General features: G+C 62.6%; 23 protein-coding genes and 1 tRNA gene. 11 read left to right on the plus strand and 13 right to left on the minus strand.

Translation table 11 applies throughout. The features are described 5' to 3' along the window. The first annotated feature begins 155 nt into the window (after positions 1 to 155). Positions 156 to 848 carry an alpha/beta hydrolase gene (locus tag DyAD56_RS08440; protein ID WP_102302323.1) on the plus strand — a complete coding sequence of 231 codons (693 nt, stop codon included), beginning with the start codon at positions 156 to 158 and terminating at the stop codon, positions 846 to 848. Between the two features lie 37 nt (positions 849 to 885). Beyond that, entirely contained in the window at positions 886 to 1,743 is an 858-nt protein-coding gene (locus DyAD56_RS08445; RefSeq protein WP_102302324.1) for an alpha/beta hydrolase, read from the plus strand. Positions 1,744 to 1,954: 211 nt separating this feature from the next. Here the strand turns inward: DyAD56_RS08445 and DyAD56_RS08450 are convergent, their stop codons facing one another. The 5 genes from DyAD56_RS08450 to DyAD56_RS08470 form a co-directional block, all read right to left on the minus strand. Then, a complete protein-coding gene (locus tag DyAD56_RS08450) occupies positions 1,955 to 2,569 on the minus strand; it encodes a trimeric intracellular cation channel family protein (protein ID WP_102302325.1) in 615 nt (204 codons plus the stop codon). 236 nt (positions 2,570 to 2,805) lie between these two features. Further along, entirely contained in the window at positions 2,806 to 3,234 is a 429-nt protein-coding gene (locus DyAD56_RS08455) for a DUF4259 domain-containing protein (protein ID WP_158241296.1), read from the minus strand. Positions 3,235 to 3,411: 177 nt separating this feature from the next. Continuing rightward, positions 3,412 to 3,768 (minus strand): hypothetical protein, encoded by a 357-nt coding sequence (locus DyAD56_RS08460; protein ID WP_102302327.1) that lies wholly within the window; start codon positions 3,766 to 3,768, stop codon positions 3,412 to 3,414. A gap of 143 nt (positions 3,769 to 3,911) precedes the next feature. Beyond that, entirely contained in the window at positions 3,912 to 4,259 is a 348-nt protein-coding gene (locus DyAD56_RS08465) for an FxLYD domain-containing protein (protein ID WP_102302328.1), read from the minus strand. 81 nt (positions 4,260 to 4,340) lie between these two features. Next, the gene (locus DyAD56_RS08470; RefSeq protein ID WP_102302329.1) at positions 4,341 to 4,721 is read right to left on the minus strand and encodes a VOC family protein; all 381 of its coding nucleotides are present in this window, start codon (positions 4,719 to 4,721) and stop codon (positions 4,341 to 4,343) included. Between the two features lie 178 nt (positions 4,722 to 4,899). Between DyAD56_RS08470 and selD the strand changes: the two genes are divergently transcribed. Next, positions 4,900 to 5,940: a selenide, water dikinase SelD gene (gene selD, locus DyAD56_RS08475; RefSeq protein WP_102302330.1), complete on the plus strand. Its 1,041-nt coding sequence runs from the start codon at positions 4,900 to 4,902 to the stop codon at positions 5,938 to 5,940. Positions 5,941 to 5,957: 17 nt separating this feature from the next. Here selD and DyAD56_RS08480 read toward each other — a convergent pair. The 3 genes from DyAD56_RS08480 to selA all read right to left on the minus strand — a co-directional run bounded on the left by DyAD56_RS08480 (position 5,958) and on the right by selA (position 9,431). Further along, a tRNA-Sec gene (locus tag DyAD56_RS08480) sits at positions 5,958 to 6,054 on the minus strand. Continuing rightward, complete coding sequence (gene selB, locus DyAD56_RS08485; protein ID WP_102302331.1) at positions 6,007 to 8,001, minus strand: selenocysteine-specific translation elongation factor; 1,995 nt, start codon at positions 7,999 to 8,001, stop codon at positions 6,007 to 6,009. Before selB ends, DyAD56_RS08480 begins: the two co-directional genes overlap by 48 nt. After that, positions 7,998 to 9,431, minus strand: a complete 1,434-nt coding sequence (selA, locus tag DyAD56_RS08490; RefSeq protein ID WP_233202364.1) for an L-seryl-tRNA(Sec) selenium transferase — start codon at positions 9,429 to 9,431, stop codon at positions 7,998 to 8,000. Before selA ends, selB begins: the two co-directional genes overlap by 4 nt. Positions 9,432 to 9,650: 219 nt before the next feature. Between selA and DyAD56_RS08495 the strand changes: the two genes are divergently transcribed. Beyond that, positions 9,651 to 10,706: a permease gene (locus DyAD56_RS08495; protein ID WP_102302592.1), complete on the plus strand. Its 1,056-nt coding sequence runs from the start codon at positions 9,651 to 9,653 to the stop codon at positions 10,704 to 10,706. Between the two features lie 7 nt (positions 10,707 to 10,713). Here DyAD56_RS08495 and fdhE read toward each other — a convergent pair whose 3' ends face one another. The 5 genes from fdhE to DyAD56_RS08520 all read right to left on the minus strand — a co-directional run bounded on the left by fdhE (position 10,714) and on the right by DyAD56_RS08520 (position 17,650). Next, on the minus strand, positions 10,714 to 11,664 hold the full coding sequence (gene fdhE, locus DyAD56_RS08500; RefSeq protein WP_102302333.1) for a formate dehydrogenase accessory protein FdhE: 951 nt from the start codon (positions 11,662 to 11,664) through the stop codon (positions 10,714 to 10,716). Continuing rightward, on the minus strand, positions 11,661 to 12,320 hold the full coding sequence (locus DyAD56_RS08505) for a formate dehydrogenase subunit gamma (protein ID WP_102302334.1): 660 nt from the start codon (positions 12,318 to 12,320) through the stop codon (positions 11,661 to 11,663). The genes fdhE and DyAD56_RS08505 overlap by 4 nt, the downstream gene beginning before the upstream one ends. Continuing rightward, complete coding sequence (fdxH, locus tag DyAD56_RS08510) at positions 12,317 to 13,228, minus strand: formate dehydrogenase subunit beta (RefSeq protein ID WP_102302335.1); 912 nt, start codon at positions 13,226 to 13,228, stop codon at positions 12,317 to 12,319. Before fdxH ends, DyAD56_RS08505 begins: the two co-directional genes overlap by 4 nt. 10 nt (positions 13,229 to 13,238) lie before the next feature. After that, the gene (gene fdnG, locus DyAD56_RS08515; RefSeq protein WP_102302336.1) at positions 13,239 to 16,316 is read right to left on the minus strand and encodes a formate dehydrogenase-N subunit alpha; all 3,078 of its coding nucleotides are present in this window, start codon (positions 16,314 to 16,316) and stop codon (positions 13,239 to 13,241) included. A 257-nt stretch (positions 16,317 to 16,573) separates the two neighbouring features. Further along, positions 16,574 to 17,650 (minus strand): LacI family DNA-binding transcriptional regulator, encoded by a 1,077-nt coding sequence (locus tag DyAD56_RS08520; protein WP_233202343.1) that lies wholly within the window; start codon positions 17,648 to 17,650, stop codon positions 16,574 to 16,576. A gap of 443 nt (positions 17,651 to 18,093) precedes the next feature. On the opposite strand from DyAD56_RS08520, the gene DyAD56_RS08525 reads away from it, so the two are divergent. The 7 genes from DyAD56_RS08525 to DyAD56_RS08555 all read left to right on the plus strand — a co-directional run bounded on the left by DyAD56_RS08525 (position 18,094) and on the right by DyAD56_RS08555 (position 26,014). Beyond that, on the plus strand, positions 18,094 to 19,290 hold the full coding sequence (locus tag DyAD56_RS08525) for a Gfo/Idh/MocA family oxidoreductase (protein WP_233202344.1): 1,197 nt from the start codon (positions 18,094 to 18,096) through the stop codon (positions 19,288 to 19,290). Continuing rightward, positions 19,287 to 20,504 (plus strand): MFS transporter, encoded by a 1,218-nt coding sequence (locus DyAD56_RS08530; RefSeq protein WP_102302338.1) that lies wholly within the window; start codon positions 19,287 to 19,289, stop codon positions 20,502 to 20,504. Before DyAD56_RS08525 ends, DyAD56_RS08530 begins: the two co-directional genes overlap by 4 nt. A 46-nt stretch (positions 20,505 to 20,550) precedes the next feature. Further along, positions 20,551 to 21,426: a sugar phosphate isomerase/epimerase gene (locus tag DyAD56_RS08535; RefSeq protein ID WP_102302339.1), complete on the plus strand. Its 876-nt coding sequence runs from the start codon at positions 20,551 to 20,553 to the stop codon at positions 21,424 to 21,426. Positions 21,427 to 21,472: 46 nt separating this feature from the next. Next, complete coding sequence (locus DyAD56_RS08540; protein ID WP_102302340.1) at positions 21,473 to 23,164, plus strand: GMC family oxidoreductase; 1,692 nt, start codon at positions 21,473 to 21,475, stop codon at positions 23,162 to 23,164. Positions 23,165 to 23,173: 9 nt separating this feature from the next. Continuing rightward, positions 23,174 to 23,767: a gluconate 2-dehydrogenase subunit 3 family protein gene (locus DyAD56_RS08545; RefSeq protein ID WP_102302341.1), complete on the plus strand. Its 594-nt coding sequence runs from the start codon at positions 23,174 to 23,176 to the stop codon at positions 23,765 to 23,767. A gap of 246 nt (positions 23,768 to 24,013) precedes the next feature. Then, positions 24,014 to 25,069, plus strand: a complete 1,056-nt coding sequence (locus DyAD56_RS08550; RefSeq protein ID WP_102302342.1) for a sugar phosphate isomerase/epimerase — start codon at positions 24,014 to 24,016, stop codon at positions 25,067 to 25,069. Between the two features lie 42 nt (positions 25,070 to 25,111). Then, positions 25,112 to 26,014 (plus strand): TIM barrel protein, encoded by a 903-nt coding sequence (locus DyAD56_RS08555; RefSeq protein WP_102302343.1) that lies wholly within the window; start codon positions 25,112 to 25,114, stop codon positions 26,012 to 26,014. Positions 26,015 to 26,023 lie beyond the last annotated feature (9 nt).

The raw sequence follows: 26,023 nt of genomic DNA on the forward strand, positions 1-26,023 counted from the left end.
GGAATTCTCCTGGCATCAGCGTAACCACCTCAGAAGCACTTGACAAGTTACTTTTCACAAGAATAACCTCTCAATCGACATTTATCAGGTTACTCGGTCTGGTGCGGGCAGCCTGACGAGAGAACCACTTCATTCATCCCTGGGAGGGCGAAACCATGAAAGATCTATCGGCGGCGGTGGTAATGGCCCACGGTGCCTGGGCCGATGAATCGAGCTGGAAGAAGGTGGTTGATCTCATCCACCAAAAGTCCATCAATGCGGTTACTTTCGAACTACCCCTGTCTTCCTTGGCCGACGATGTAAAGGCGCTCGATGGCGTGCTGGCGACGATCAACGGCCCCGTGGTGCTGGTGGCACACGCATACGCCGGTGCGGTGATCGCAGCCACGCAGAGTCCGAAGGTGAAAGCCCTGGTCTATATCGCCGGCCTTGCGCCGGATGAGGGCGAAACCGTCGCCGACGTGTTCAATCGCTTTGGACACGACGACAAAGCACCGGCGTTGGTGCCAGCAAGTGACGGACGGATCTGGTTGCCGCCGGAGGCATTCGGAACAGCTTTCGCGCAACACGCCACCGCGCAAGAACAAAAAGCACTCGCCGCTGCTCAGCGCCCCATTTCACCAGCGTGCATCACGGTTCCCGTTGGCGCCCCTCTGTGGAAGCACGTACCAGCCTGGTACCTCGTGGCCCAACACGATCACATGATTCCTGAAAGAACACAGCGCTTCATGGCCGAACGGATGAAGGCGCATACGCGTGCCTATCCCGTCGACCACTTGCCAAGCGTGACGGCGCCATCACTGGTTGCCGACCTGATCATCGACGCCCTGCGCAACACCACCACCTGATTCCCACTCGATGCAAATCAACGTAACGGAGATTGCCATGTCGACCATTCACTATCGCAGCGCTGCTATCCAAGGCCTTGACGTTTTCTACCGTGAAGCGGGCACACCCGGTAAACCGAAGTTGCTTCTGCTCCACGGCTTTCCAAGTTCTAGCCACATGTTTCGCGATTTGATCCCGCTGCTCAGCAACCACTTTCACATCGTCGCGCCCGACCTGCCGGGCTTCGGGAAAACGGACATGCCATCGCGCGATGCATTCAAGTACACCTTCGACCATCTGGCCGACATCATCGACGGCCTCACCGATGCCATCGGTTTTGATCGCTACATCGTTTACGTGTTCGATTACGGTGCACCGACAGGTTTTCGCCTGGCCGTGAGGCATCCGGAACGGATCCAGGGCATCGTTACGCAAAACGGCAATGCCTACGTGGAAGGGCTGAGCGAAGACGGCTGGAACCCCATTCGTACGTATTGGGAGAAACCCACTGACGCCAATCGCAATGCGCTGCGCGCTTTTCTGACGCCGGAGTCGACGCGCTGGCAATACGTTCACGGCACCACTGACGAGTCACAGGTATCACCGGACGGCATCGCGTTGGACAACTACTACCTCGCTCGCGAAGGCGCGCATGACGTGCAGTTGGATCTGTTCTTCGACTACCAGAGCAATGTCGCCCTCTACCCCACGTTCCAGGCGTACTTCCGCAAACACCAGCCACGCTTGCTGGCCGTGTGGGGCAAGAACGATCCGTTCTTCCTGCCACCGGGCGCGGAAGCGTTCAAACGCGATATTCCCAGCGCAGAGGTGAGGTTCCTCGATACCGGTCACTTTGCACTGGAGACGCATGCCGGCGAGATCGCGGAGGCCATCCGCGCTTTCTTCAAACCGTAAGCCCGTCAAAAACAGGTGTTAAGCGCTGTATCAAGCACATCCGCGTTGTCCCGCACCTTTCGAGGATGCTGACATTCCACCCGGGCCCACTACGGGCTCGGGATGGAGATCTATACGCTGTGGATGTCTCCAAGCTTGAACTCGAAGCCCGCGCCAGCATCCGTGACACGAGCTCTAACCGCGCATTCCGAAACAAAGCCGGGCGCTTCCTTCAGATAACCCGCGGCAACTGCCAGTTGAACCGAACCGCCGCGACTCGCAACACGAAGCACACGACACCACCAAGCACCGCCGCTACGGCCGGAGGACACCCTAAGCGTCGACCGATAACGAGCACCGCCGCACCCAGCAGGGCCGCGCTGGCATAGATATTCGCCACCAGCACCATCGGCACCCGTGTAAGCAGCATGTCGCGCATAACGCCCCCGCCACACCCCGTTATCGTACCCATCAGCGTCGCGATGAACGGGTTGATCTCAAAATCGAGCGCCTTCTCCGCACCGGCTACCGCGAACAACGCGAGGCCAGCCGCATCCAGCGTGGTCAGCACCATAACAGGCACCGCCTCCACCTGCGTATGAAGCAGAAACGTGAATAGTCCCGCCGCAAACGCCAGCACGGGATAACGCCAGTCGCGTATGGCGCTGGGTGGTGCTGCACCAATCAACAGATCGCGAATCACGCCACCACCCAGCGCGACCATGAATGACAGCACCAACACGCCGAGCAAATCCAATCCGGCATGGATGGCGGCACTGGCACCCTCGATAGCAAATACCACCGTACCGGCCAGATCCGCCCAGAGCACGACCTGCTTGCGAAGCATCACCACCCCCTCAATCACGTTGATTTGGCTCTGTTCTGAACACCCAAGCGCGATTGACAAGCACTCGGCTGCATATCCTCATGGTTGCGCTGTGTACGCCAGTTCCGGGTCGACAGAGGACATTAGGCTCACGCTTTTGGAAGATTGCGTAGCATCATCCTAGTCCGCCATGAGTCGGGAGCGGATATGCGCATCATGAAAACTACTGATTGAACAAGTCCGCGGTCCTGTGCAGTTCACTGATCGGAGCGGCGGTGCTTCAAGCCTTCCGCAAGCGATTCAACATTGCGAATCCAGGCAGTAAACAAACCCTCATCGTCTTCCCAAAGCTCCCTGAGTTCACTGGACTCGCCACATACCCGCAGACAGGCCTTTGAACCAAGTTCGACTAGCGAGGAAAAGTCGAGTTTGGCTAATCTCTCGCGCCAAGCTATCCGGGCCTCGGTTTCGTCATCGTCCAACGGCTGACCGCCTTTCGCAGCGACGATGACCGCCGCAGAAGCAAGAACCGCTTGGCCGGCGTCATACTCCAAATAGTCCGCAGCAAGTGCGGTCTCGAACGCCTCTCGCATGACAACCCGTGGGTCGGCCTGCGGAATTAGCTGCTCTTCAAGGAAATCCAAAGCGGAGTCGTCCTCGAAGACTTTCGCACTCCATGAGCCCATGCGCTCCTCCATAGGTAGTTAGCTTAAACACTAAAATAGGCCGATCGCGGCAACCCCGAAAGTCGGCTCTGGTAGCCCCATTACACAGGTCCATTTTGGGCCGTAAACGGACCTGACGGTGAACCGACTTTTCCTAGGCTTCCAATGTTTTATCCGCTCTGCGTCGAAAGCGAACACTCAACGCGTCAGATAGACGACCCACTGGAACACATACCCGGAATAGAAAAGCAGCGCGAAGCCTAGAAGCCACAGCAAGCCCCAGGCTTTCCGTGTTCGCAGCAAGTAGTACGGCAGGTAGGGCAACCAGAACAAGAACACCAAAAAACCGAACTCAAAGGGTCGGTAGATGTTCTTTCGTTCGCGGCAATCTTGATCTACCCAAAGCACGAGAAGCACTAAAAACACCAGCGACCAGATCGCCTGAAAGGACGACCCAACGAAGTGGCCCTTGCTGAACAACACGGCTTGGTAGCCGCCGACCGCGAGAGACAGCACCGCCAGGATCAGAAGCAATGCCTTGCTATTGAGTGCCACCGCGCCCCCTTTTGCGCCTGCGGTTCTGAACGACGCAGCCGCATCCCTATGGCGTCAGCCATGTCCGTCAATATGAACGGCAAAGGCTTGGCTGGCAATGTCCGCCATGACAAGAGTGTCATGGGCAGCACGAATAACCTGCCTTAGCGCGTCTCTACCCGCAGCAGCCGCGCCCGGCTGACATTGCCGCGTGCGTTAGCGTGGAATTTCTGGCTCTGGCCCGGCCCCAGGTCGTGCACTTCGTCGGTAGCACGACCAATCGCGTGCCCTTTGGCGTCGAACAGCCGGAAGCTGACCTTGGCCGAGTGCACCGGCTTATGGCCCACGTTTGTCAGCGTGCCCACCACTTTGTTGCGACCGGGCGTGACGTCCCGCTCGACGCGATAGGAGCCCACCCGCACGCTGGGTTTCGCGGGCGTGGCGGCCCACGCTCCGGACGAAGCCAGACCCAAACTCACCAACAGCACCAGCGCGGTCGAACGAAAATTCATCGTGTACTTCAAGACGAAATGGAACGTAGGAAAAGGACCGCATAGCTTAGCCGTGTCTCGCCCTTCCGTATGCCACGTCCGTCACTCCCAGCGATTGGCATTCTTCGGGAATCCCGGGCGCTGTATCCGCACCACGCAGAATCGGTGCCCCGAGGGCGCTTGCATCACCACCCAGCGCTCCAACCGGCTCACGACTTGCGCGCCCAGTTTTTCCAGCCGGGCGACTTCGGCAGGAATATCGTCGGTTTCGATGTCCAGGTGAACTCGGCTCTCGTGTTCCACGCGCTGAAGCTGGACGATGGGCTCGTCTTCCGGCGTTTCCAGCATGCGGTAGTTGCCGCGCGTGCCGGGGTGGCTCATGTCGACCGGCCGCCCCAGGGCCTGTGCCCAGAAACGGGCGGCGGCGTCGATGTCGGGCACGTTGCAATCGATAAGCAGCGCGCAAAGGCGGGAGTGATGCATGGTGTATTTCTCCGAATGGGTACGTGATGCGCTTTGCGGCGACCGTACGCCAAAGGGCCGGGAGAGCGGCAGTGCCAGGCGTTACGTCCAGCCCATGCATCGACGCTAGCGTCGCGCGACTTTCGCTATGCTTCGCGGAACATGGCCGCGCGCCATTGGCACTTTCGTAGGATCCAGCATGACCTCTGTTCGTTTGACCGACCTTGCCCATGGTGGCGGTTGTGGCTGCAAGCTCGCGCCATCGGTGTTGCAGCAACTGTTGGCCGACAAGCCGACGGCGATGCCTTTTGCGCAACTGTTGGTAGGTACCGAAGCGAGTGACGATGCGGCGGTATGGCAGGTGGATGAGCACACCTGCGTCATCGCCACCACCGATTTCTTCATGCCGGTGGTGGATGACCCCTTCGATTTTGGCCGCATTGCCGCCGCCAATGCGCTGTCCGACATCTATGCGATGGGCGGCAAACCGATCATGGCGCTGGCGATCCTCGGCATGCCGCTCAACAAGCTGGACGTGGATACCGTGCGCGCCATTCTTGCCGGCGGCGAAGCGATCTGCGCGCAAGCGGGCATTCCCATTGCGGGCGGACACTCCATCGATTCGGCCGAACCGATCTACGGCCTTGCCGTTATCGGCCTTTGCGCGCCAGCCGATGTGCGTCGCAATGGTGGTGCGCAGGCGGGTGACGCCATCATCCTGACCAAGGGCCTGGGTGTGGGCATCTATTCGGCGGCCTTCAAGAAGCAGGCGCTGCCACCCGAGGCGTATGCGGAAATGGTTGCATCGACCACGCAGCTCAACAGCGTCGGTCACGCCCTGGCGAAGGATAAGGACGTCCACGCGATCACCGACGTCACCGGCTTCGGCCTGCTGGGTCACGGCCTGGAAATGGCGCGAGCCAGTGGTGTGCGTCTGCGCATCGAGGCGTCACGCCTGCCCTTCTTCACGCAAGCAGAGGCACTGGCGCAGGCTGGCTATATCACCGGTGCATCCCATCGCAACCGGGACAGCTACAGCGACAGCATCACCCTCCCCTATGGCATGCCGGAGTGGCAGCGCGCCCTGCTCACCGATCCGCAGACGTCGGGCGGCCTGCTGGTGGCCTGCAAGGCCGAACGCGCCGAGGCCATTCGGGCGATGATTGAGGACTCGGGCTATTCGCGCGCAAGCATCATCGGTACCGCCGTGTCGGGTGCGCCGGGTATCGAGATCACCTAAGAGCCTGTCCGCGCAAATGGCGGAAGAGAATGGGAGTCGAACCCACCCGAGGCAGTCTGGGCTGCCTCACCCGGATTTGAAGTCCGGACGCCCCACCGGGGACGATGCTCTTCCATGGATTGAGGTTACCGCAGACGCGGGGCCATACAAGTCCAGGTAGCCAGCCTGGATCCTGCGTACGGTACCCCGGTTGAGCGTCACGCCTTGCCGGTCGAAGAATTCCAGTATCTGGATGGCCACCTTGCGCCCGTTGTCCAACCGGTCGCGAAACTGCGCTGCGGTGAAGCGGCCGTCCGGTATCTGCGCAGCGATGTCGGCAGCGATCAACACCATTTCATGCATGGTCGTGCGTAGAAAGAAGTGATCATGCGCCACCTCATCGACCAGGCCCAAGCGCGCGGCAAACGCCATCAGCCGCCGGATTTCCTGTTCCGGACGTGCCAACTCCGCCGCGATGTCACGCACGCGCGGCGGGCGAAAGCGGGCCTCACCACCCAGCAACGGCGCGATGCTCTGCCATAGCGCCTCGCGCTCGGGGAGCCACTGCATGGAATGGCTGGCAAGGCGCACGAATGCACCATCGCGAACCACACTGCCGACCACATCGTCGTGTTGCAGCGCCTGCGCAAAGGCCGCCGGCGGCAACTTGGGTTGCGTTGCCAGCCGCAGCTTCTCCCGGCTGACGCCTTGCAGGTCAGGGTTGGCGGTGTGGAAATCCTGCAGGTATCCCGTGAGATTGGCGACAAAGGTTTGCCAATGTGCGGGATTCATCGCGATGCGCTGCTCGCCAGCATCGAACACGACGGGCGTCAGCGCGGCAACGATATCGTCGAGCGTCGTTTCGGCCAGCGCACGGTCGCGCGCAAAGCCGAGAAGATCCCAGGTAAACGGCGGCGCCTCCAGCAACGCAGCCAAAGTGCGTTGTGGATCATCGATGGCGAGTGCCTCGCGTACCGCGACGCGGCCGGCCGTGCGGCGCTGGCGCGACGGCGGCCGCAGGTCCAGAAAGCGGCCGCCACCGATGGTTCGCTGCGCCGAAACATCGCGCAGTACGAAGCGATCGAGCGCGGCGGCAGCGATGGGACGGTCCAGCACCAGTTGCACATTGGCTGTGTGACCGGCCAGCAGCGAACCGCCCTGCAGCAGTACGACGCGAACACCGACCTCCGCCGCGCCGTGGTGCAATCGCGCTGGAAACCATTGACCCATCGGCTTGGGTTCGCTGGGTAGCACATGCAGTTGCGCGTCGATGCGGTCGGTCGGTGCGTGCAAGAAAGGATCGACCACCATGTCGCCACGATGGATGGCGTCCTTGGTGATGTCCTCACCGGTCAGGTTGAGTGCGCAGCGGTCGCCGGCCTGCCCCCGTTCCTCCGGGCGATTCTGCGCATGCAGCGAACGCACGCGCGCGGTGAGCCCTGAGGGGCTTAGCATCACAGAGTCCTTCACGCGCACCACGCCGGACAACACGGTGCCGGTCACCACGACGCCAATACCCGCCAGCGTGAACACGCGATCCACGGCAAGTCGGAAACGACCGTCGCCAGCACGCTCACCCAAGCGGCGCGCCTCAGCGGCAAGTCGATCGCGCAATGCATCGATGCCTGCACTAGTTGTCGAGGACACCGGCAGGATGTCCGCGCCCTCAAGCACCGTGCCCGCCGTGGCCTCACGAATCTGCACGCTCACGTCGGCGAGTCGTTCGGGTGTCGCCAGGTCCGCCTTGGTGAGTGCGATCAGGCCACGGCGAACACCGAGCAGATCGAGGATGGCCAGATGCTCCAGCGTCTGCGGCATCACACCGTCGTCGGCCGCCACCACCAGCAACGCGAGATCGATACCACTGGCACCGGCCACCATGGTGTGCACGAAACGCTCGTGACCGGGTACGTCGACAAAACCAAGCACCGAACCATCATCGAGCGGCAGATAGGCAAAGCCGAGGTCAATGGTGATGCCGCGAGCTTTTTCTTCCTTCAGGCGATCCGCGTCCACGCCGGTCAGTGCTTTCACCAGCGACGTCTTGCCGTGATCGATGTGGCCTGCGGTGCCGACGATCATGGAGGGTGCGCGACTCCAGCGTCAGGATTCCACTGCGCCAGCGTCGAGGCGAACGTGGCTTCGTCCGCTTCCTCCAGGCAGCGCAGATCCAAATGCAATGCACCGTCGGTGATGCGTCCAACCACCGGACGCGACAATGCCCGCAGCGCGGCGGCCAGTTGTTCCACGTCACGCTGACTGCCACGCGCACGTATCCGCAGAGCGGCGCTGGCGAGCGTATCCAGCGGAAGCGCGCCAGAACCGACCTGGCTCAGGCAGTCGCCGACGTCGACGATGAAGGCAGCGCCAAGCCGCTCGGCCACCAACGGCTGCAGGCGTTGAGCCTGTACATCGATATCCGCCTTGCGGCGCGCGAGAAAGCGCAACGTAGGCAGGCGCTGCGCAAGGCGATCCGGATCGCGATACAGCTTCAGCGTCGCCTCGATGGCAGCAAGGCGCACCTTGTCCACGCGCAGTGCACGCTTGAGCGGGTTGCGGTTGATCTGACCGATCAGCGTGCGGTCGCCGACGATAAAGCCCGCCTGCGGACCGCCCAATAACTTGTCGCCGGAGAACGTGACCAACCGCGCGCCCTCTTCCACGGCGTCGCGCACGGTGGGTTCCCGCGCCAGCCCGTACGGTGACAAGTCCACCAGACTGCCCGAACCCAGATCGTTCAGCAGCGGCACGCCAGCCGCGTCCGCCATCACTGCCAGCTCACGCGCGCTGACCTCGGCGGTGAAGCCCTGGATGCGGTAGTTCGATGTGTGCACCTTGAGCACGATACCGGTGCGCTCGTTGAAGGCGTTGCGATAGTCGGCGGGATGCGTGCGATTGGTCGTGCCCACTTCGACCATGTGCGCGCCGGCCCGCGCCATGATGTCGGGCATGCGGAACGCGCCGCCGATCTCGATCAACTCGCCGCGCGACACCACCGCCTCGCGCCCTAGCGCAAAGGTGTTCAGGCCAAGCAGTACGGCGGCGGCATTGTTGTTGACCACGGTGGCGTCTTCCGCGCCGGTCAGTTCGCACAGCAGCGCACGCACGTGATCGTCGCGCTCGCCGCGTGTGCCGTCGTCCAGGTCGTACTCCAACGCTACGGCGTGACGCATCGCCTCGGTCGCCGCCTCGATCGCCACCTCGGCCAGCACGGCACGACCCAGGTTGGTGTGCAGCACGACGCCGGTGAGGTTGAACAACGGGCGCAGGCCGAGTGCCGAGGCATCCAGCAAGCGTGCGGCGCGCTGCACCAGTTGGTTTGCGTCGGGAGGCGTGCTGGGGGTAACTCGCAAAGTCTGCCGCGCCTCGTCGATGACCTGGCGAATGGCATCTGTGGTGGCGACCCGGCCGTGGCGCTCCAGCAAACCGGCGGCCTCCTCCGTTGCCAACACCGTGGCCACCGCAGGGAGCTGACGCAGGAGAGACACCTCAGAGTCGGTCATAACGCTGATCGCCGCACAAGGAGACCCTATGCTGCGGTGCTGACCAAGCGGGGGTCAAGGTTCGCCACGGTCATGACTTCGGCTTCATGTGGTGGCGAGCAGGATGCGTGCGCGGTTTCGCCGCCGCTGAACAACCTGCCCCGACGCAGCGCATCAGGCCTGCGGCACACGGTGGGCAAGATCGTGCCCTGTCAGGGCCGCCACCACCTGTTGGGCCGCGGGGAATCCATGTCTGCCACTTTGCCGACTACGCGCTCCTGGCGCTTGCTCGTATTTGTTCTGCTGGCCGTTGCCGGCCTGTTCTACGTGAAATGGTTGCCGTATTACGGGCGTGCCTTTGTCGCCGCCAACCAGCATTCCATTGGCCATTCCATCCTGATGGGCGACGCGGCCAGCGCGCCAGCGCCCTCCTGGAACGCTGCGCTCGGTTACGCGCTGGCCTACGGCAAGGCGATCTGGCAGGCGATGCTGCTGGGGCTATTGCTGGGCTCGGGCATCCAGGCGCTGCTGCCGGTGGATTGGGTGCAGCGCATGCTGGGCCAGCGCCACTTCGGCAGCGTCCTTGCCGGTGGTCTGCTGGCGGTGCCCGGCATGATGTGCACCTGCTGCGCTGCGCCGGTGGTGGTGGGCCTGCGCGAACACCGCGCGTCGCCAGGCGCAGCGGTGGCGTTCTGGCTGGGTAATACCGTGCTGAACCCGGCCACTTTGGTGTTCACCGGTTTCGTGCTGGGTTGGCATTGGACGGCGTTGCGCCTGTTGCTGGGCATACCGATGGTGTTCGGATTGGGCTACGTGGCCAACCGCATGGCCGGGCCCGGCGAGCCGGCTGCACCCGTTGCCTGGTCGCCCACCGCAGCGGAGCCGCGCTCACCCGCCGAGGTGGGACGGCGCTGGGCCCGGATCTTCGGCAGGATGACCCTGCGACTGATCCCCGAGTACATCGTGATCGTCTTGCTGCTGGGTGCGGTGCGCGCGTGGATGTTTCCGCACGTCAGCCCGGCGATGGGCGATCAGTGGTTCTGGATCGTCGCGTTGGCGCTGGCCGGCATGTTGTTCGTCATTCCCACGGCGGGCGAAGTGCCCATCGTGCAGGCCATGCTGGCACTAGGCCTGGGTGGTGGACCGGCCGCCGCCTTGCTGTTGACCCTGCCGCCGGTAAGCCTACCGTCGCTGGCCATGCTTGGGCGCTCTTTCCCGTGGCGAATGCTGGTGGTGATTGCATTCGCCGTGGTCGGTTTCGGGATACTGGGCGGCGCGCTTGCCGTGCTACTGGGCTTGCACTGAAAACCCACTAGTCCGCGATGGCTTCGCTTTCGCCCACCAGCAACAGCGGGTTGGGTGCATGCCGCGCGTAGCCGGCTTCGGTGACCAGCATGTCCAAACCCAGCGAGGCCAGATCGTCCGCGTATGGGTCGACCTGTGTGTCCTTCAATTGGTAGAGCAGCTTGGCGTAGGTGTGGCAGTCATCGCAGGTTTCGGCCTGCACCACACCCGGATCACCCTCGATGCTACGCAGGGACAGGTGGCGCGTGCCGCCACAGGTAATGCATACGGCACGCACGTGATTCCACGCCGCGGAGCACAGCGAGCAATACAAGTAGCGCGTGCCCGGCGTGATGCCGGTGGCTGTGATCAGGCCCGCAACGGAAGGCGAGCCGCAGCAGGGACACAGCGCGCGTTCTTCCAGTAGTCGCAACGTGTCGACCTTCAGGCGTGCCGCCGAGCAGGTGAAATAGACCTGCAGCGCCGCGGCGACGAACACCGCCGCGCCTGTATCTGCAGCGGTCAATCCGCCACGCAGGAATCGGTCCGCCAGTTTCTCCTGCGCCACTGCATCGCTATTACGCAATTGCTCGATCGCGTCTTGCGCAGCCTGTGGCAACTCGCTGTCGTCAATGCGCTCGAGCAGCAAGGCCAAGCCGTCGCGCCACTGGGCATCGCGATGATGTCCATCGGCCGCGAGTGGCGGCAGGCGTGCATCGACGCATCGCGTCACTATCTCCGCGCTCAGCGTGGCTGCGGGAGCGCTTTCCGCGGCGACAGCATGCTGCGCCTGTGCCAGCACCGCCATGAAACGTAGCCACGGCTCCAACGGATGCCCGGCGGATAGTTTCCCCAGACGTTGCGCAGTCGCAGCGAAGCGCCGTGATGGATCAGCGAGCAGGATGGGATCGGGTGCCTTGACGCCGGCATGCGCCGGGCCAGTCCATTTGCCTTCGGGCGGCGCGCCGGCTTGCTTCATGGGCGCTTCCTGATGACGTCTTTGCCGTGCTCACCATTCGCCACTTCGCGCAGCCACGTGCGGTGGTGACGCCACGCCCAACCTGGGGTGACGTAACCCTGCGTCATGGCGCGCACCGACTCGCGCACCCAGATCGCCGCGTACACATGGACCACCCATACGATGATCGCCGCGATGGCTGCCAGGCTGTGGATCAGCACGGCTGCACGCTGCATCGGAATGGAAGTGGCCTCACCAAAATAGACTTCCCAAATCACCAGCCCCGAGAAGAACAGCACCGGAATAAGCAAGGTCATCGACCAGAACACAAACTTCTGGCCGGCATTGTTGCGCCCCACCGGCGGCACATGCTCCTCGTCGTTGGCCACCACGAAACGCATCTGCTTCAGCCATTCCACGTCATTCTTGTGCACCAAGTTCTCGCGCCAGAACTGCACGATCAGGCCGAGATAGCTGAGCAGCAGCAGGCAACCAATCCACGGATGCGCCGCGCGCATCCATTGCCCGCCACCGAACAGGCCCGATAGCCAGAACAGCATCGGGTGGAACATCGCCAGCCCCGACAGCGTCAGCAACACAAAGCAGATGGCGGTGATCCAATGGTTGATGCGATTCACCTTGGTGTAGCGGATGATCACGGTCTTGGAGCTGCTCATGGCGTCTTCTCCGCTTCGTCGAGAACGCGCTTGCCTTCGGCCTCGTCCTCTTCGGTGACCTCGTTCGGGCCTTCGGTGATCCAGTGGAAGAAGCCGGCCAGCGCCGCCAGCGCGATGCCGACTACAGCGATGGGCTTGATGATGCCCTTCCACGCCATCACCATCGGGCTGATCCGTGGCTTGTCGGGCAGGCCCGAATACAGCGATGGCTTGTCCGCGTGGTGCAGCACGTACATCACGTGGGTGCCGCCGACTTCCTGCGGGTCATACAGGCCGGCTTGCTCGAAGCCGCGAGACTTCAGATCGACGATGCGCTCCTCCGCCCAGCTCTTCATGTCGGTCTTGGAGCCGAACATGATGGCGCCGGTAGGACACGCCTTGACGCATGCGGGCTCCAATCCGACCGATACGCGGTCGGAGCACAGCGTGCACTTGTACGACTTGTGGTCTTTCTTGCTGATGCGCGGAATGTCGAACGGGCAACCTTTCACGCAGTAGCCGCAGCCGATGCATTTGTCGCTGATGAAATCGACGATGCCATTGGCGTACTGCACGATGGCGCCCGGCGCCGGGCACGCTTTCAGGCAACCCGGATCTTCGCAGTGCATGCAGCCGTCCTTGCGGATCAGCCACTCCAGGTTGCCCTGCTCGTTCTCGTACTCCGCAAACTTCATCAGCGTCCACACGTCGGGGCTCAAGTCGTCCGGGTTCTGGTACGAGCCTTCGAAGTGGCCGATCTCCTGCCGCAGGTTGTTCCATTCCATGCACGCCGACTGGCAGGCTTTGCAACCGATGCAACGGCTGACGTCGATCAGCTTGGCCACTTGGTCTTCGTAACTGCGCGCCTTGGGTGGCGTCATGGTTGACGCGGAGCGGCGGACGTAGTCTTGCGATTGCAGGTCAGACATGGCGATTCCCTCAGGCCGCTACCGGTGCGCTGGTCTTTTCGACGTTGACGAGGAACGCCTTGAACTCCGGCGTCTGTGTGTTGGCATCGCCGACGGACGGCGTCAGCGTGTTGGCGCCGTAACCCTTCCTGGCCTGGCCGGTAAAGCCCCAGTGGATGGGGCAGCCGATCACATGCGTGGGTTTGCCATCCACCATCATCGGCTTGATGCGCTTGGTGATATACGCCTTGCATACCACCTCGCCCCGCTTGGACGACACCTTCACCCAGCCACCCTGCTCGATGCCCTTTTCCTTCGCCAACACTTCACCGATCTCGATGAACTCCTCCGGCTGAAGGATGGCGTTGATCAGCGCGTGCTTGGTCCAGTAGTGGAAATGCTCAGTGAGGCGATAGGTGGTGGCCACGTACGGAAACTTGTCTGGACTGCCAAACGCCGCGCGGTCGTCGGCAAACACGCGCACCGCTGGGTTGTTCTTTATCTTGGGATGAAGCACGTTCTCCACCGGCGATTCCAGCGGCTCGTAGTGCTCCGGGAAGGGACCCTCCGCCATCAGGTCGCGAGCAAACAGGCGCCCCATGCCCTCGGCATTCATGATGAAGGGACCAACGCCGTCGGACGGCTTCACCGTGGGCCCGTAATCGGGCACATCGATGCCCACCCAGCGCGTGCCATTCCATGAGATCACCGGCTTGGCTGGATTCCACGGCTTGCCATCGGGGTCTGCGCTGGCGCGGTTGTAGAGAATGCGTCGGTTGGCCGGCCACGCCCACGCCCAGTTCGGCGCAATGCCCTGCTCGCGTGGATCGGTGGCGTCACGGCGCGCCATCTGATTGCCTTTTTCGGTAAAGCAGCCGGCGAAAATCCAGCAACCAGATGCCGTCGTACCGTCATCGCGCAACTGCGCAAAGCCATCCAACAAAGTGCCGGCCTTGGTCGCCACCGTGTTGGTGGCTGGATCGGTGAGATCGGTCAACGCACGGCCATTCATTTCCTTGGCCAACTCTTCCGGATCCGGATTGATGGGATCGGTGTACTTCCACGTCACGTTGAGCAAGGGATCGGGGAAGGCACCGCCTTCCTTGCGGTACATCTCGCGCAGGCGATGGAAGATGCCGCTCATGATCCAGATGTCGGACTTCGCCTTGCCCGGCCCTTCCGCCGCCTTCCAATGCCATTGCAACCAACGCGCCGAATTGACCAGCGAGCCGTTCTCTTCCGCGAAACACGTGGTCGGCAGTTGGAACACCTCGGTCTGGATGTCCGCGGAATGTGCCGGGTTTTGCGGACCGAAGTCCTGCCAGAAACGCGAGGTTTCGGTGTCCAGCGGGTCCATGGTGACGAGAAACTTCAGCTTGCTCAGGCCGCGCCGGATCTTGCCTCGATCCGGAAACGCCTGCAGCGGGTTGAAGCCCTGGCAGATGTAGCCCGTCATCTGGCCGTTATTCATCATCTCGAATGCCCGGATGATGTCGTACAGCGGTACGTCCAGCTTCGGCAGCCAGTCGAAGGCCCATTGATTGTCCTGCGTGGCGGCGTCACCGAACATCGCCTTCTGGAAACTCACGAAGAACTTCTTGTAGTTCTGCCAGTAGCTGGTTTGCCCAGGGCGCAGCGGCTTGAACAGCTTGGTCTTCATGTAGACGTCGAGATCGGTTTCCTTGTCCTGGGGCAGATTCATGTAGCCCGGCATCTGGTTGGAAAGCAGGCCGACGTCGGTCAGCCCCTGGATGTTGGAATGCCCGCGCAAGGCGTTCATGCCGCCGCCGGCCACGCCGATATTGCCCAGCAGTAGTTGCACCATCGCCATGGAGCGGATGTTCTGCGCGCCCACCGAATGTTGCGTCCAGCCCAGTGCGAACAGGCTGGTCATGGCCTTGTCGGGCGCGGCGGTGCTGGCCATCAGCTCGCACACATGCAGGAACTTGTCCTGCGGCGTGCCGCAGATGCGCGACACCATCTCCGGCGTGTAACGCGCCACGTGCTGCTTGAGCAGGTTGATCACACAACGCGGGTTCTGCCACGTATCGTCGGACTTGGCGAAGCCCTGGTCGTCCAGCTCGTAATCCCAGCTCGACTTGTCGTAGGCGTGCGTTTCCTCGTTGTAGCCGCTGAACAAGCCATCGTTGAAAGCGAAGCCATCCTTCACGATCAGGCTGGCGTTGGTATAGGAGCGCACGTACTCATGCTGGATCGCATCCTTCTCCAGCAGGTAGCGCATCACGCCACTGAGGAAAGCGATGTCCGTACCGGGACGGATCGGTGCGTAGTAATCGGCTACCGACGCCGTGCGCGTGAAGCGCGGATCGACCACGACGAGCTTGGCGCCGTTCTCGATCTTCGCCTCGATCACCCACTTGAAGCCGCACGGATGCGCCTCGGCGGCATTGCCACCCATGACGATCACGACGTTAGCGTTCTTGATGTCCTGCCAGGTGTTGGTCATTGCACCGCGACCGAATGATGGGGCCAGACTGGCCACCGTCGGTCCGTGTCAGACGCGCGCCTGGTTGTCGAACACCACCATGCCGAGGGATCGCACCACCTTCCACGTGAGGTACGAGGTTTCACTGGACGACGCGGAGGCCGCCAGCATGCCCACACTGGTCCAGCGATTGACCGTGGTGCCGGCGGCGTTCTTGGCAATGAAGTTCTTGTCGCGGTCGTCCTTCATCAGGCGCGCGATGCGATCCAGCGCGAAATCCCAGGAGACTTCCTCGAACTCCGTGCCGCCCGGCTTGCGATAGCGCGGCGCTTTCAGCCGCGTGGGCGCGTGCACGATATCGAGCAGCGCCGAACCCTTGGGGCATAGCGTGCCGCGATTGACCGGGTGATCCGGATCGCCTTCGATATGGATGATGTTGGAGAGCGCGTTCTTCGCGCGATCACCCATGCTGTAGATGAGGATGCCGCAGGCCACCGAGCAGTACGTGCAGGTGTTGCGCGTCTCCGTGGCGTGGGCGAGCTTGAAAGGCCGGACGGCGGCGGCTTGCGCCTCCCCCGAGGCCCCGAAGCCGAGCATGCCGAGGCTCGATGCTGCTAAGCCCAGGCCGGTGAACTTGATGAACTCGCGGCGGGTGAGTGCCATCGCTTGCGCTCCGGAAAATCTGGCTGGACTTACCGCCCGGTGGATGGGCGGTGGACGTGGCTCGACAATCTCCGTGGAGACAACGGGTGTGACGCCGTTGTCTGGTCAAAAATGTAGCACAGATTCCCGGGTCGAGCCGGCCAGATTTTTGCGATTCCGGGCGGTGGAAACGCCGCTCGCCCATTCGTTTGCTACCCATCGACGCATCGTTCACGCGGCCTTTCCGCAGGGTCGGCGCCGCAGCTGCCAGACAGCCTTCAGCGGGTGCGCGAAGGCGGCGCGCTCGAACCTCGCACCACCAGATCCGCCGACAGCACGCGCTTGCGCGGCGGTACCCCGGTATCGTTCAACAGCTCAATAAGCATGGTCATGGCTTCGCGCCCCAGCGCGTTCTTCGGCTGGGCGACGGTGGTCAGCGCGGGGGTGGTGTAGCGCGCGAAGCGGATGTCATCGAAGCCGACAACGGAGACATCCTCCGGCACGCGCAGGCCATGCGCAGCGAGTGCGCGCATGGCGCCGATAGCCATTTCGTCATTGGCGCAGAACACCGCACTGAAGGATCGCCCCTGCGCCAGCAGCAGCTCAATGGCGCGCTCCCCTGCTTCGATGGAAAAGTCGCCCGCAACAGTGAGGTTGGCGCGGAACGCCATGTCCGCGCGCTTCAAGGCGAGCCGGTAGCCCTGCTCGCGATCCACACAGATCGGGCTCGACGGCGGGCCACCGACGAAGGCGATGTCCCGGTGACCAAGCATCACCAGATAATCGACCGCGACGCCCGCCGCAGCAACGTTGTCGACATAGACACTGGAGATCTGCGCGTCCTTGACGTACTCGCAGGCGTTGACCACCGGCAACCGCCCCTGCACCGGGATCGCCGGCACGCGTGGCGACATGGTGATGATGCCGTCGGCCTGTCGCGCCGCCACCATGTCCGCATACGCCTGCTCGCGCACCAGACTGCCCTGCGTTTCGCCCAGCAGCACGGAATAGCCACTCTCGTGCGCCACCTGCTCGATGCCGCGGATCACCTCCGAGAAGAACGGGTTGGCGATGTCGGGCAGCAGCGCGATGATCAGGCGCGTGCGTGCCGTGCGCAGGTTGCGTGCCAAAGCGTTGGGCGTGTAACCCAGCCGCTTCACCACTTCATGAATGTGCTGGCGCGTGGTCTCGCTGACGATCTCCGGCCGTTGCAGCGCACGCGATACGGTAGCGACCGATACGTTGGCGGCGGCGGCGATCTCCTTCACCGTCCGGACGCGCGCCGGCTGCGCCGCCGGGGTGGACGGTTTGCCCTTGGTACCCGGTCGTTTGCGCCTGGATCCGTCCCCACTCACGGGCTCACGCCTCCCTCTTTGCTGCATTGCTCACGACCATACCACTGGCCTTGGGGCCGGCAAGCACGCGAATAGCGCAGCCATCCCAGCGACCATTCCCTCGCGCATTGGTGCGATGCAATGTAATGGATTACATGAAATCGTTGCGCAGGCATTTGGGCATCTGTTACATATTTCGCCCAGTTTATAGCAGCAAGCCATCCGGAAGTGGCAACAACGCTCCCGGACTCGATGTGGATACCTAGTATCCATGAGGATGTAATCGAATACATTTTCGATTGCACCCATGCACCGGGAGGGGACATGGCAAGCCAGAGGACATCGACGGACATTCGAGCGCCATCGGGCGCTGCGCCCCTGCGTGCGCAGCGAGCTGATCGCGAATACGAACGGATAGGCGCTCCCGAATCACCCTCATGGTGGTGCGTCATGGGGGCGCCTTGATGAAGCGGCTTGGCATGGGCCTCGTCGGTCCCGGCTTTATCGCCACGCATCACATCGATGCCGTGCGCCGCCTGGGTGACGTGGACGTGATCGGCATCGCCGCTTCCAGCCATGACTCCGCCAAGAAGCGGGCCCGCGAACTGAACGTCGGGCGCGCCTATGCCAGCTACGTGGAACTGCTCGCCGACCCGGCCGTGCAGGTGGTGCACAACACCACGCCCAACCATCTGCATAGAGAAATCTCGCTGGCAGCCTTGCGCGCCGGCAAGCATGTGATCTCGGACAAGCCGCTCGCCAGCAGCGCGGAGGAGAGCCGCGAGCTCGTCGAAGCCGCGCGTACTGCCGGCGTGGCACACGTGGTTACCTTCAACTACCGCGGGCATGCACTGGTGCAACAGGCGCGCGCGATGATCGCCAAAGGCAAACTAGGCGCGCCCGTGTTTGTGCATGGCCGATACCTGCAGGATTGGCTGACCGACGAACGGGCTTACACCTGGCGACTCGATCCCAAGTTGGGCGGCGCAAGTTCTGCGCTCGGCGATATCGGATCGCACTGGTGTGACCTCGCCGAGCACGTCACCGGTTCGCGCATCACCGCGGTGCTCGCTGACCTGCATACCGTCGTGCCGATCCGTCAGGCGCCCGCTACGTCGGCAAAAGCATTCGCCAAGCGAGGCAAAGCCGCCGCGCAACGCGAAATCGCGATCACCAGCGAGGATCTTGCCAGCGTGCTGCTGCGCTTCGACAACGGCGCGCGCGGCTGCCTCATCGTTGGCCAGGTACTGCCCGGCCACAAGAACGACCTGCGGCTGGAAGTGAATGGCCGACTTGCCTCCGTGGCATGGCAACAGGAACAACCGAACGCGCTGTGGGTCGGCCACCACGCGCAGGCGAATACCCTGCTGGAACGGGACCCTGCCCTGCTGGATCCATCCGCTCGCAGCTACGCCCACCTGCCCGCCGGCCACCCGGAAGCGTGGGCCGACGCTTTCCGCAACCTGATCGCCGACGCCTACACGTGGATACGCCAGGGCGGATCGCCGGAAACGCGCCCACCAGCCCTGCCCACGTTCGAAGACGGCTACCGCAACAGCCTCGTGATCGACGCCATGCTCCGCAGCCATGCGGCGGGCGGCGTCTGGCAGAACGTCGATGACGATCACGAGCCACCACGCAAAAAGGGGAAACGGGGATGAAGTGGCGCCTTCGCTTGATGATGTTGTTCGAGTACGCCATCTGGGGCGCCTGGTACGTCACCGTCAGCACCTGGCTGGGTAAGACACTGCACTTCAGCGGCCAAGAGATCGGCGCGGTCGCAGGTACCACCGCCATCGGCGCGTTGATCTCGGCACTGTTCGTCGGCCTGCTGGCCGATCGCCTGTTCGATACACGCGGCGTGCTCGCCGTGCTGCACATCGTCGGTGCCGTGCTGCTGGTGGTCGCCGCACAGCAGCATACGTTTGCGGTGATCTATACGGTGCTGCTGGTCTACAGCCTCTGCTACATGCCGACACTGGCGCTGACCACCTCGCTTGCCATGCGGCACATCAGCGATCCGCGCGAGGAATTCGGCGCCATCCGCGTATTCGGCACGCTAGGCTGGATCGTGGTCGGCCTTGCCGTGGGCACCTGGGGCGTGGAAGCCACCGCGTCGCCGCTGCTGTTGGCCGCTGCTTTGTCGGTAGTCATGGCCGTGTACTGCCTCAGTCTGCCGGCAACGCCGCCGTTGGCGCGCAATCAGCGCTTTGAACTGCGCCATGCGCTTCCGCTGGAATCGCTGCACTTGCTGCGCGACCGGTCGATGGCGGTGTTCGCCCTCGCCTCGTTCCTGATCTGCATTCCGCTGCAGTTTTACTACGCATTCACCAACTTGTTCCTCAACGAGATCGGCGTCGTCAACGCCGCCGGCAAGATGACCGGCGGGCAGATGTCGGAGTTGTTCTGCATGCTGCTCATCCCGTGGTTCTTCCGTCGCCTGGGTGTGAAGTACATGCTGGCCGTCGGCATGCTGGCGTGGGTGGTGCGCTACGCCATGTTCGCTTTCGGTGGCACCGATCAGCTGATGTGGATGCTGTGGCTCGGCATCATTCTGCACGGCATCTGCTTCGACTTCTTCTTCGTCGTCGGCCAGATCTACATCGACCGCGAGGCACCGTCCGCGCTACGCGCCGCCACGCAAGGGCTGATCACCTTTCTCACCTACGGCCTGGGCATGTTCGTCGGCTCATGGCTGTCGGGCTGGGTGGTGGATGTGAATTCCAGCACCGTCGCGCAAGGCATCGTCGTGCACGACTGGCACGCCATCTGGTTGATCGCCGGCGGGTGCGCCGCCGTCGTCCTCGTTCTGTTTGTACTGCTGTTCAAGGATCGCCGGGCGGAGGCGAGCAGCCCCGTCGCCACCACCGCCTGATCCATCACCTTCAACGCCTCCACCTGGACACCCGGGAGAAATATTCATGTTGACCCGTAGGCAGTTCCTGGCTCGATCCGCCTTGCTTGGCGGCGCTGCGTGGCTTGCCGCCAACGCACCCGGCCGACTTCTTGCCGCCGCGGCGCAAAAGCCGCTCGGCATCCAGCTCTACATGGTGCTCAAGGCCTATCAGGATGACCCGATGGGCACGCTCAAGACGCTCAAGGCCATCGGCTATGCCGAGATCGAAGCCATCATCACCTCCACCGCACAAACGCTGCGTGACCAGCTGAAGGAGGCGGGCCTTGCTTGCCCCAGCCTGCACTTCGATAGCCTGGGTATCGATCCCGGCATCGAAGCTGCGCATGTGCTGGGCACGCAGTATTTCGTCAGCAGCATGTTGCCGTCCTTCATGGCGAAGATGAAAGGCGGCAAAGGTGAGGCCACCTACACGCTCGATGACGCCAAGCGCACCGCGGCATTCGCCAACCAGATCGGCGAGAAGGCGAAGCAAGCCGGCCTGCAGTACGCGTACCACAACCACCATAAGGAATTCACGGACGTCGGCCAGGGGCAAACGTTCTACGACGTGCTGCTCAAGGAAACCGACGCCAACCTTGTGAAGTTCGAACTCGACTGCGGTTGGGTTCACGCGGGCGGCAAGAACCCCGCCGACTATTTCAACGCAAACCCGGGCCGCATCCCGCTGATGCACGCCAAGGATTTCCTGCCCTCCCCTGCACCCAACGACTATCCCGGCGCAGAACTCGGCCGAGGCACGGTGGACTACAAGCCGATCATGGCGGCGGCGGAACGCGCTGGACTGAAGCACTGCTTCGTCGAGCAGGAAGGCCCCTTCAGCCGCGTGAGCCAGCTAGAGGCCGCGCGCATCGACTACGCCTATCTGCGTCCGCTGCGTTGAGCAGCGTCTCCCCCACTCACCGATAACCTTGCTTCAAGGGATCATGATGGAAAAGAACACATACGATGCCATTGTCGTCGGCACTGGCGTCAGCGGCGGATGGGCAGCCAAAGAGCTCACCGAAAAAGGACTCAAGACGCTAGTGCTCGACCGCGGCCGCATGGTCAAGCACGGCGACTACCCCACCGCCATGAAGGCACCGTGGGAGCTTCCCTACGCAGATGAGCCGACGCGCGAAGATGTGGCGCGCCACCCGGTTCACACGCGCCCCTCGTTCTACGGCATCACGCAGTCGACCAAGCACTGGTTTGTCGATGATCTCGATAATCCGTATGTGGAAACCAAGCCGTTCGACTGGTTTCGCGGTTACCACGTCGGCGGCCGTTCGCTGATGTGGGGACGCCAGAGCTACCGGCTCAGCGAAATGGACCTGGAAGCGAACGGCAAGGAAGGTGTGGGTGTGGATTGGCCCATCCGTTACGCCGATCTCTCACCCTGGTACGACTACGTCGAAAATTTCATCGGCGTGAGCGGATCCATCGAACATATGGCGCAGCTTCCGGACGGCCAGTTTCTGCCGCCGATGGAACTCAACTGCGTGGAGACGGAATTCAGCGGTCGGCTGGCTGACAAGTTCAACCGCAAGCTCATCATCGGCCGCACCGCCAACCTTTCCGGGCCACTCAAGCACGACCAGAGCCCGCAGCGCGCCACCTGCCAATACCGCAACTTGTGCATGCGCGGCTGCCCGTTTGGCGCGTACTTCAGCAGCAACTCGTCCACGCTGCCCTCGGCTGAGCGCACAGGCAACATGACTATCGTGCCGAACGCGATCGTCTACGAAATGATCTATGACAACGCCAAAGGCAAAGCGACCGGCGTGCGCGTGCTCGACGCCGAAACCGGCAAGCAGACGGAATACTTCGCGCGCGTGATCTTCCTGTGCGCGTCGACTTTCGGCACCACGCACATCCTGCTGAACTCCATCTCCAGCCGCTTCCCCAACGGCTTTGGCAACGACAGCGGCGAAGTCGGCCACAACATCATGGATCACCTGTTCGGTGGTGGCGTGTCGGCTTCGGTCGAAGGCCACGAGGATCGCTACTACACCGGCCGGCGCCCCAACGGCTTCTACATCCCGCGCTACCGCAATATCGGCTCGAACACGCGCCCCTACCTGCGTGGCTTCGGCTATCAGGGCAGCGCCAGCCGCCGCAACTGGACGCGACTGGTCGACGAGCCGCTGCTCGGTGACGACCTGAAGCGTGCAGCGGAAGATCCCGGCCCGTGGCGACTGGGTATGTCGGGCTTCGGCGAGATGCTGCCCTCACACGAGAACTACGTGAAGCTGGATCGCGACCGCAAGGACATTCACGGCCTGCCGATACTCAACTTCAACGTAGAGCACAAGCAGAACGAAATCCTGATGCGCAAGGACATCATCGAGGACGCCGTCGAGATGATGACCGCCGCCGGCTACAGCGACGTGCAGTCGTACCAGATCGAGGCCAACGTGGGCGCCGCCATCCACGAGATGGGCACCGCCCGCATGGGCCGCGACTCCAAGACCTCGGTGCTCAACGGCTGGAACCAGATGCATGCCTGCAAGAACGTCTTCATCACCGACGGTTCGTGCATGACCTCATCCGCCTGCCAGAACCCGTCGCTCACCTACATGGCCCTGACCGCCCGCGCGGCCGACCACGCCGTGGACGAGCTCAAGCGCGGCAACATCTGAGGACATGCCATGAATCGTCGCGAATGGTTGAAATGCGTTTCTGCACTGGCCGTGGGCGTGGTGGCTGCGCCCTCGCTACTCGCCGCCTTCGATGCACACGCCGCCGCCCAGGCCGCTATTGGCTCCACGCCGCAGTTCTTCACATCGCCACAAGGTGATCTGCTGGCCGCCGTGGTCGACATCATCCTGCCCCGAGGCAAGACGCCGGGTGCGATCGACGCAGGCGTTCCCGCCTTCATCGACCAGATGTTCAAGGACGTCTATACGCCTGCGGAACAGCAGCGCTACCTGGGTTCGCTGGCCGCGTTCGACCGTGCCGGTGGCAAGCCCTTCCTGCAGTTGGACGATGCGCAACGCAAGGCGCTAGTGACGAAATTGCATCGCGAGGCATTGGCGCACCCCGGCGACAACGAGGCAACCTCGGCAGCCAACTTCGTCATGATGACCAAGAAGCTGACCATGATGGGCTTCTTCTTGTCCGAGCCCGGCTGCACGCAGGTGCTGCAGTATTCGGCCGTTCCGGGTGGTTACCAGGCGGATGTCCCGCTGTCGAAGGCAGGCAACGGCAAAGCCTGGGCCGTCGAAACTGTGTTGACGCTTTAATTCATGAGCCCAAGAGCCTTTTCAAAACCTGGCTTGAGCGCTCGCTGCCCTCACCGTCATTCCGGCGCAGGCCGGAATCCAGTGACAGACACAAACGGTTGTCGTGTGACGTCAAAGCGTATGGCTCTTCCGCGAAAGCCGAACTACGACGCTACTGGATTCCGGCCTGCGCCGGAATGACGGTGAGCATGAGACGTCCAGGCGAGATTTCGAACGAGGCCTAAAGCGAAGACAAGGACATTATCCATGAAGACCCTCAAGGGCCCCGGCATCTTCCTCGCCCAGTACGCGGGTGATGAAGCACCGTTCAATACACTGCCCGATATCGCCCGCTGGGCGTCGTCGCTGGGCTTCGTCGGCGTGCAGATTCCCTCGAACGATGCACGCCTGTTCGATCTCGCGCAGGCGGCGGCGAGCAAGACCTACTGCGACGATATCGCCGGCATGCTCGCCGAACACGGCCTCGCGGTGACGGAATTGTCCACACACCTGCAAGGACAACTGGTGGCGTCGCACCCTGCGTATGACCGCCTGTTCGATGGCTTCGCGCCACCCGCGCTTCGCGGCAACGTGGAAGCCCGACAGGCCTGGGCCGTGGAACAGCTCAAACTTGCGGCGACCGCCAGCAAGCACCTGGGACTCTCGGCGCATGCCACGTTCTCCGGCGCACTGGCGTGGCACCTGTTCTATCCATGGCCGCAGCGACCGGCAGGACTGATCGACGAGGCCTTCGCCGAACTGGGCCGTCGCTGGCGTCCTATCCTCGATGCCTTCGACGATGCCGGCGTGGACGTCTGTTTCGAACTGCATCCAGGCGAAGACCTGCACGATGGCGCCACCTTCGAACGCTTTCTGGATGCCGTCGACCACCACCCGCGCGCCAACATCCTGTACGACCCCAGCCACATGGTCCTGCAGCAAATGGACTATCTGGCTTTCATCGACATCTACCACGAGCGCATCCGCGCCTTCCACGTGAAGGACGCCGAGTTCCGCCCCAACGGACGCGCTGGTGTGTACGGCGGTTACCAGAGCTGGGTCGATCGCCCCGGGCGTTTCCGTTCGCTGGGTGATGGGCAGATCGATTTCGGCGCGGTGTTCAGCAAGTTCGCGCAGTACGACTACCCGGGTTGGGCCGTGCTCGAATGGGAGTGCGCCCTGAAAGACCCACAGGTGGGCGCGCAGGAAGGTGCCGCATTCATCCGCCAGCACATCATCAAGGTTACCGATCACGCGTTCGATGATTTCGTCGCCACCAAGACGGACCCGAACTTCAACCGCCAGCTACTGGGACTCAAATAGCCCCATGCATCACTACACGCTTGCCCAGGAGACGCCCAGGCCATGACCGATCACTCCCTCGGCCTCTCCCGCCGCGCCGCGCTTGGCCGTATCGCCGCACTGGCGGTGTTGGGTGCGGCGTCGCCGCTGGCCTTCGCCGGAACAACAGCCGGCAACGGTGTATCGCCAACATTGCCAGCAGGACGCCTCCGGCAATCCCTGAGCCGCTGGACCTCCGATGCGCCACTGCCCGACCTATGCAAGCGCCTCAAAACCATCGGCTTTGCTGGCGTTGACCTGCTGCACACGGATGAGTGGTCGGTGGTCAGCGACCACGGCCTGGCGGTATCGATGGGTTATCCGAGCCGCCGCGACAATTTCATCGCCATGGGCTTCAACGACCCGGCCAACCACGCAGTGCTGTTGAAGGAGTTGGAAACCACCATCCCGCTCGCGAAACAAGCCGGCGTGAACAACCTCATCACCATGTTCGGCAACCGCAAGAATGGCATCGACGAACAGCAGGCCATCGCAAACTGCGTGGCAGGCCTGTCGAAGATTGCGCCCTACGCTGCGGAGAATGGCATCACCCTCTGTGTGGAACTGCTCAACAGCAAGGTGGACCATCACGGCTACCAGGGCGACAGCACGGCATTCGGCGTCGCGGTCATGAAGGGCATCAACTCTCCGCAGGTGAAGCTGCTCTACGACATCTATCACATGCAAATCATGGAAGGTGATGTCATCCGCACCATCCGCGACAACATCGCCTGGATCGGCCACTTCCACACCGGCGGCGTGCCCGGCCGCCACGAGATCGACGGCACGCAGGAACTCAACTACCACGCCGTCGCCAAGGCCATCGCCGATCTGAACTACAACGGGTTCATCGCGCATGAATTCGAACCCGCGGGGCCCGATCCGTTCGCGTCCTTCGCGGATGCGGTGCGGATCTGCACGGTCTGAACTTCCAAC

It is taken from the genome of Dyella sp. AD56, assembly GCF_002878475.1.
Classification (GTDB): domain Bacteria; phylum Pseudomonadota; class Gammaproteobacteria; order Xanthomonadales; family Rhodanobacteraceae; genus Dyella.

Excerpts from the sequence above, each read along its gene's own strand:
- DyAD56_RS08540 (WP_102302340.1), top strand. The coding sequence starts at position 21,473 with ATGGAAAAGAACACATACGATGCCATTGTCGTCGGCACTGGCGTCAGC.
- DyAD56_RS08495 (WP_102302592.1), top strand. The coding sequence starts at position 9,651 with ATGTCTGCCACTTTGCCGACTACGCGCTCCTGGCGCTTGCTCGTATTT.
- DyAD56_RS08530 (WP_102302338.1), top strand. The coding sequence starts at position 19,287 with ATGAAGTGGCGCCTTCGCTTGATGATGTTGTTCGAGTACGCCATCTGG.
- DyAD56_RS08445 (WP_102302324.1), top strand. The coding sequence starts at position 886 with ATGTCGACCATTCACTATCGCAGCGCTGCTATCCAAGGCCTTGACGTT.
- selD (WP_102302330.1), top strand. The coding sequence starts at position 4,900 with ATGACCTCTGTTCGTTTGACCGACCTTGCCCATGGTGGCGGTTGTGGC.
- DyAD56_RS08450 (WP_102302325.1), bottom strand. The coding sequence starts at position 2,569 with ATGCTTCGCAAGCAGGTCGTGCTCTGGGCGGATCTGGCCGGTACGGTG.
- fdhE (WP_102302333.1), bottom strand. The coding sequence starts at position 11,664 with ATGAAGCAAGCCGGCGCGCCGCCCGAAGGCAAATGGACTGGCCCGGCG.
- DyAD56_RS08550 (WP_102302342.1), top strand. The coding sequence starts at position 24,014 with ATGAAGACCCTCAAGGGCCCCGGCATCTTCCTCGCCCAGTACGCGGGT.
- DyAD56_RS08440 (WP_102302323.1), top strand. The coding sequence starts at position 156 with ATGAAAGATCTATCGGCGGCGGTGGTAATGGCCCACGGTGCCTGGGCC.
- DyAD56_RS08465 (WP_102302328.1), bottom strand. The coding sequence starts at position 4,259 with ATGAATTTTCGTTCGACCGCGCTGGTGCTGTTGGTGAGTTTGGGTCTG.
- DyAD56_RS08535 (WP_102302339.1), top strand. The coding sequence starts at position 20,551 with ATGTTGACCCGTAGGCAGTTCCTGGCTCGATCCGCCTTGCTTGGCGGC.
- DyAD56_RS08525 (WP_233202344.1), top strand. The coding sequence starts at position 18,094 with ATGAAGCGGCTTGGCATGGGCCTCGTCGGTCCCGGCTTTATCGCCACG.
- DyAD56_RS08455 (WP_158241296.1), bottom strand. The coding sequence starts at position 3,234 with ATGGGCTCATGGAGTGCGAAAGTCTTCGAGGACGACTCCGCTTTGGAT.
- fdxH (WP_102302335.1), bottom strand. The coding sequence starts at position 13,228 with ATGTCTGACCTGCAATCGCAAGACTACGTCCGCCGCTCCGCGTCAACC.
- DyAD56_RS08545 (WP_102302341.1), top strand. The coding sequence starts at position 23,174 with ATGAATCGTCGCGAATGGTTGAAATGCGTTTCTGCACTGGCCGTGGGC.
- DyAD56_RS08470 (WP_102302329.1), bottom strand. The coding sequence starts at position 4,721 with ATGCATCACTCCCGCCTTTGCGCGCTGCTTATCGATTGCAACGTGCCC.
- selB (WP_102302331.1), bottom strand. The coding sequence starts at position 8,001 with ATGATCGTCGGCACCGCAGGCCACATCGATCACGGCAAGACGTCGCTG.
- DyAD56_RS08505 (WP_102302334.1), bottom strand. The coding sequence starts at position 12,320 with ATGAGCAGCTCCAAGACCGTGATCATCCGCTACACCAAGGTGAATCGC.
- DyAD56_RS08555 (WP_102302343.1), top strand. The coding sequence starts at position 25,112 with ATGACCGATCACTCCCTCGGCCTCTCCCGCCGCGCCGCGCTTGGCCGT.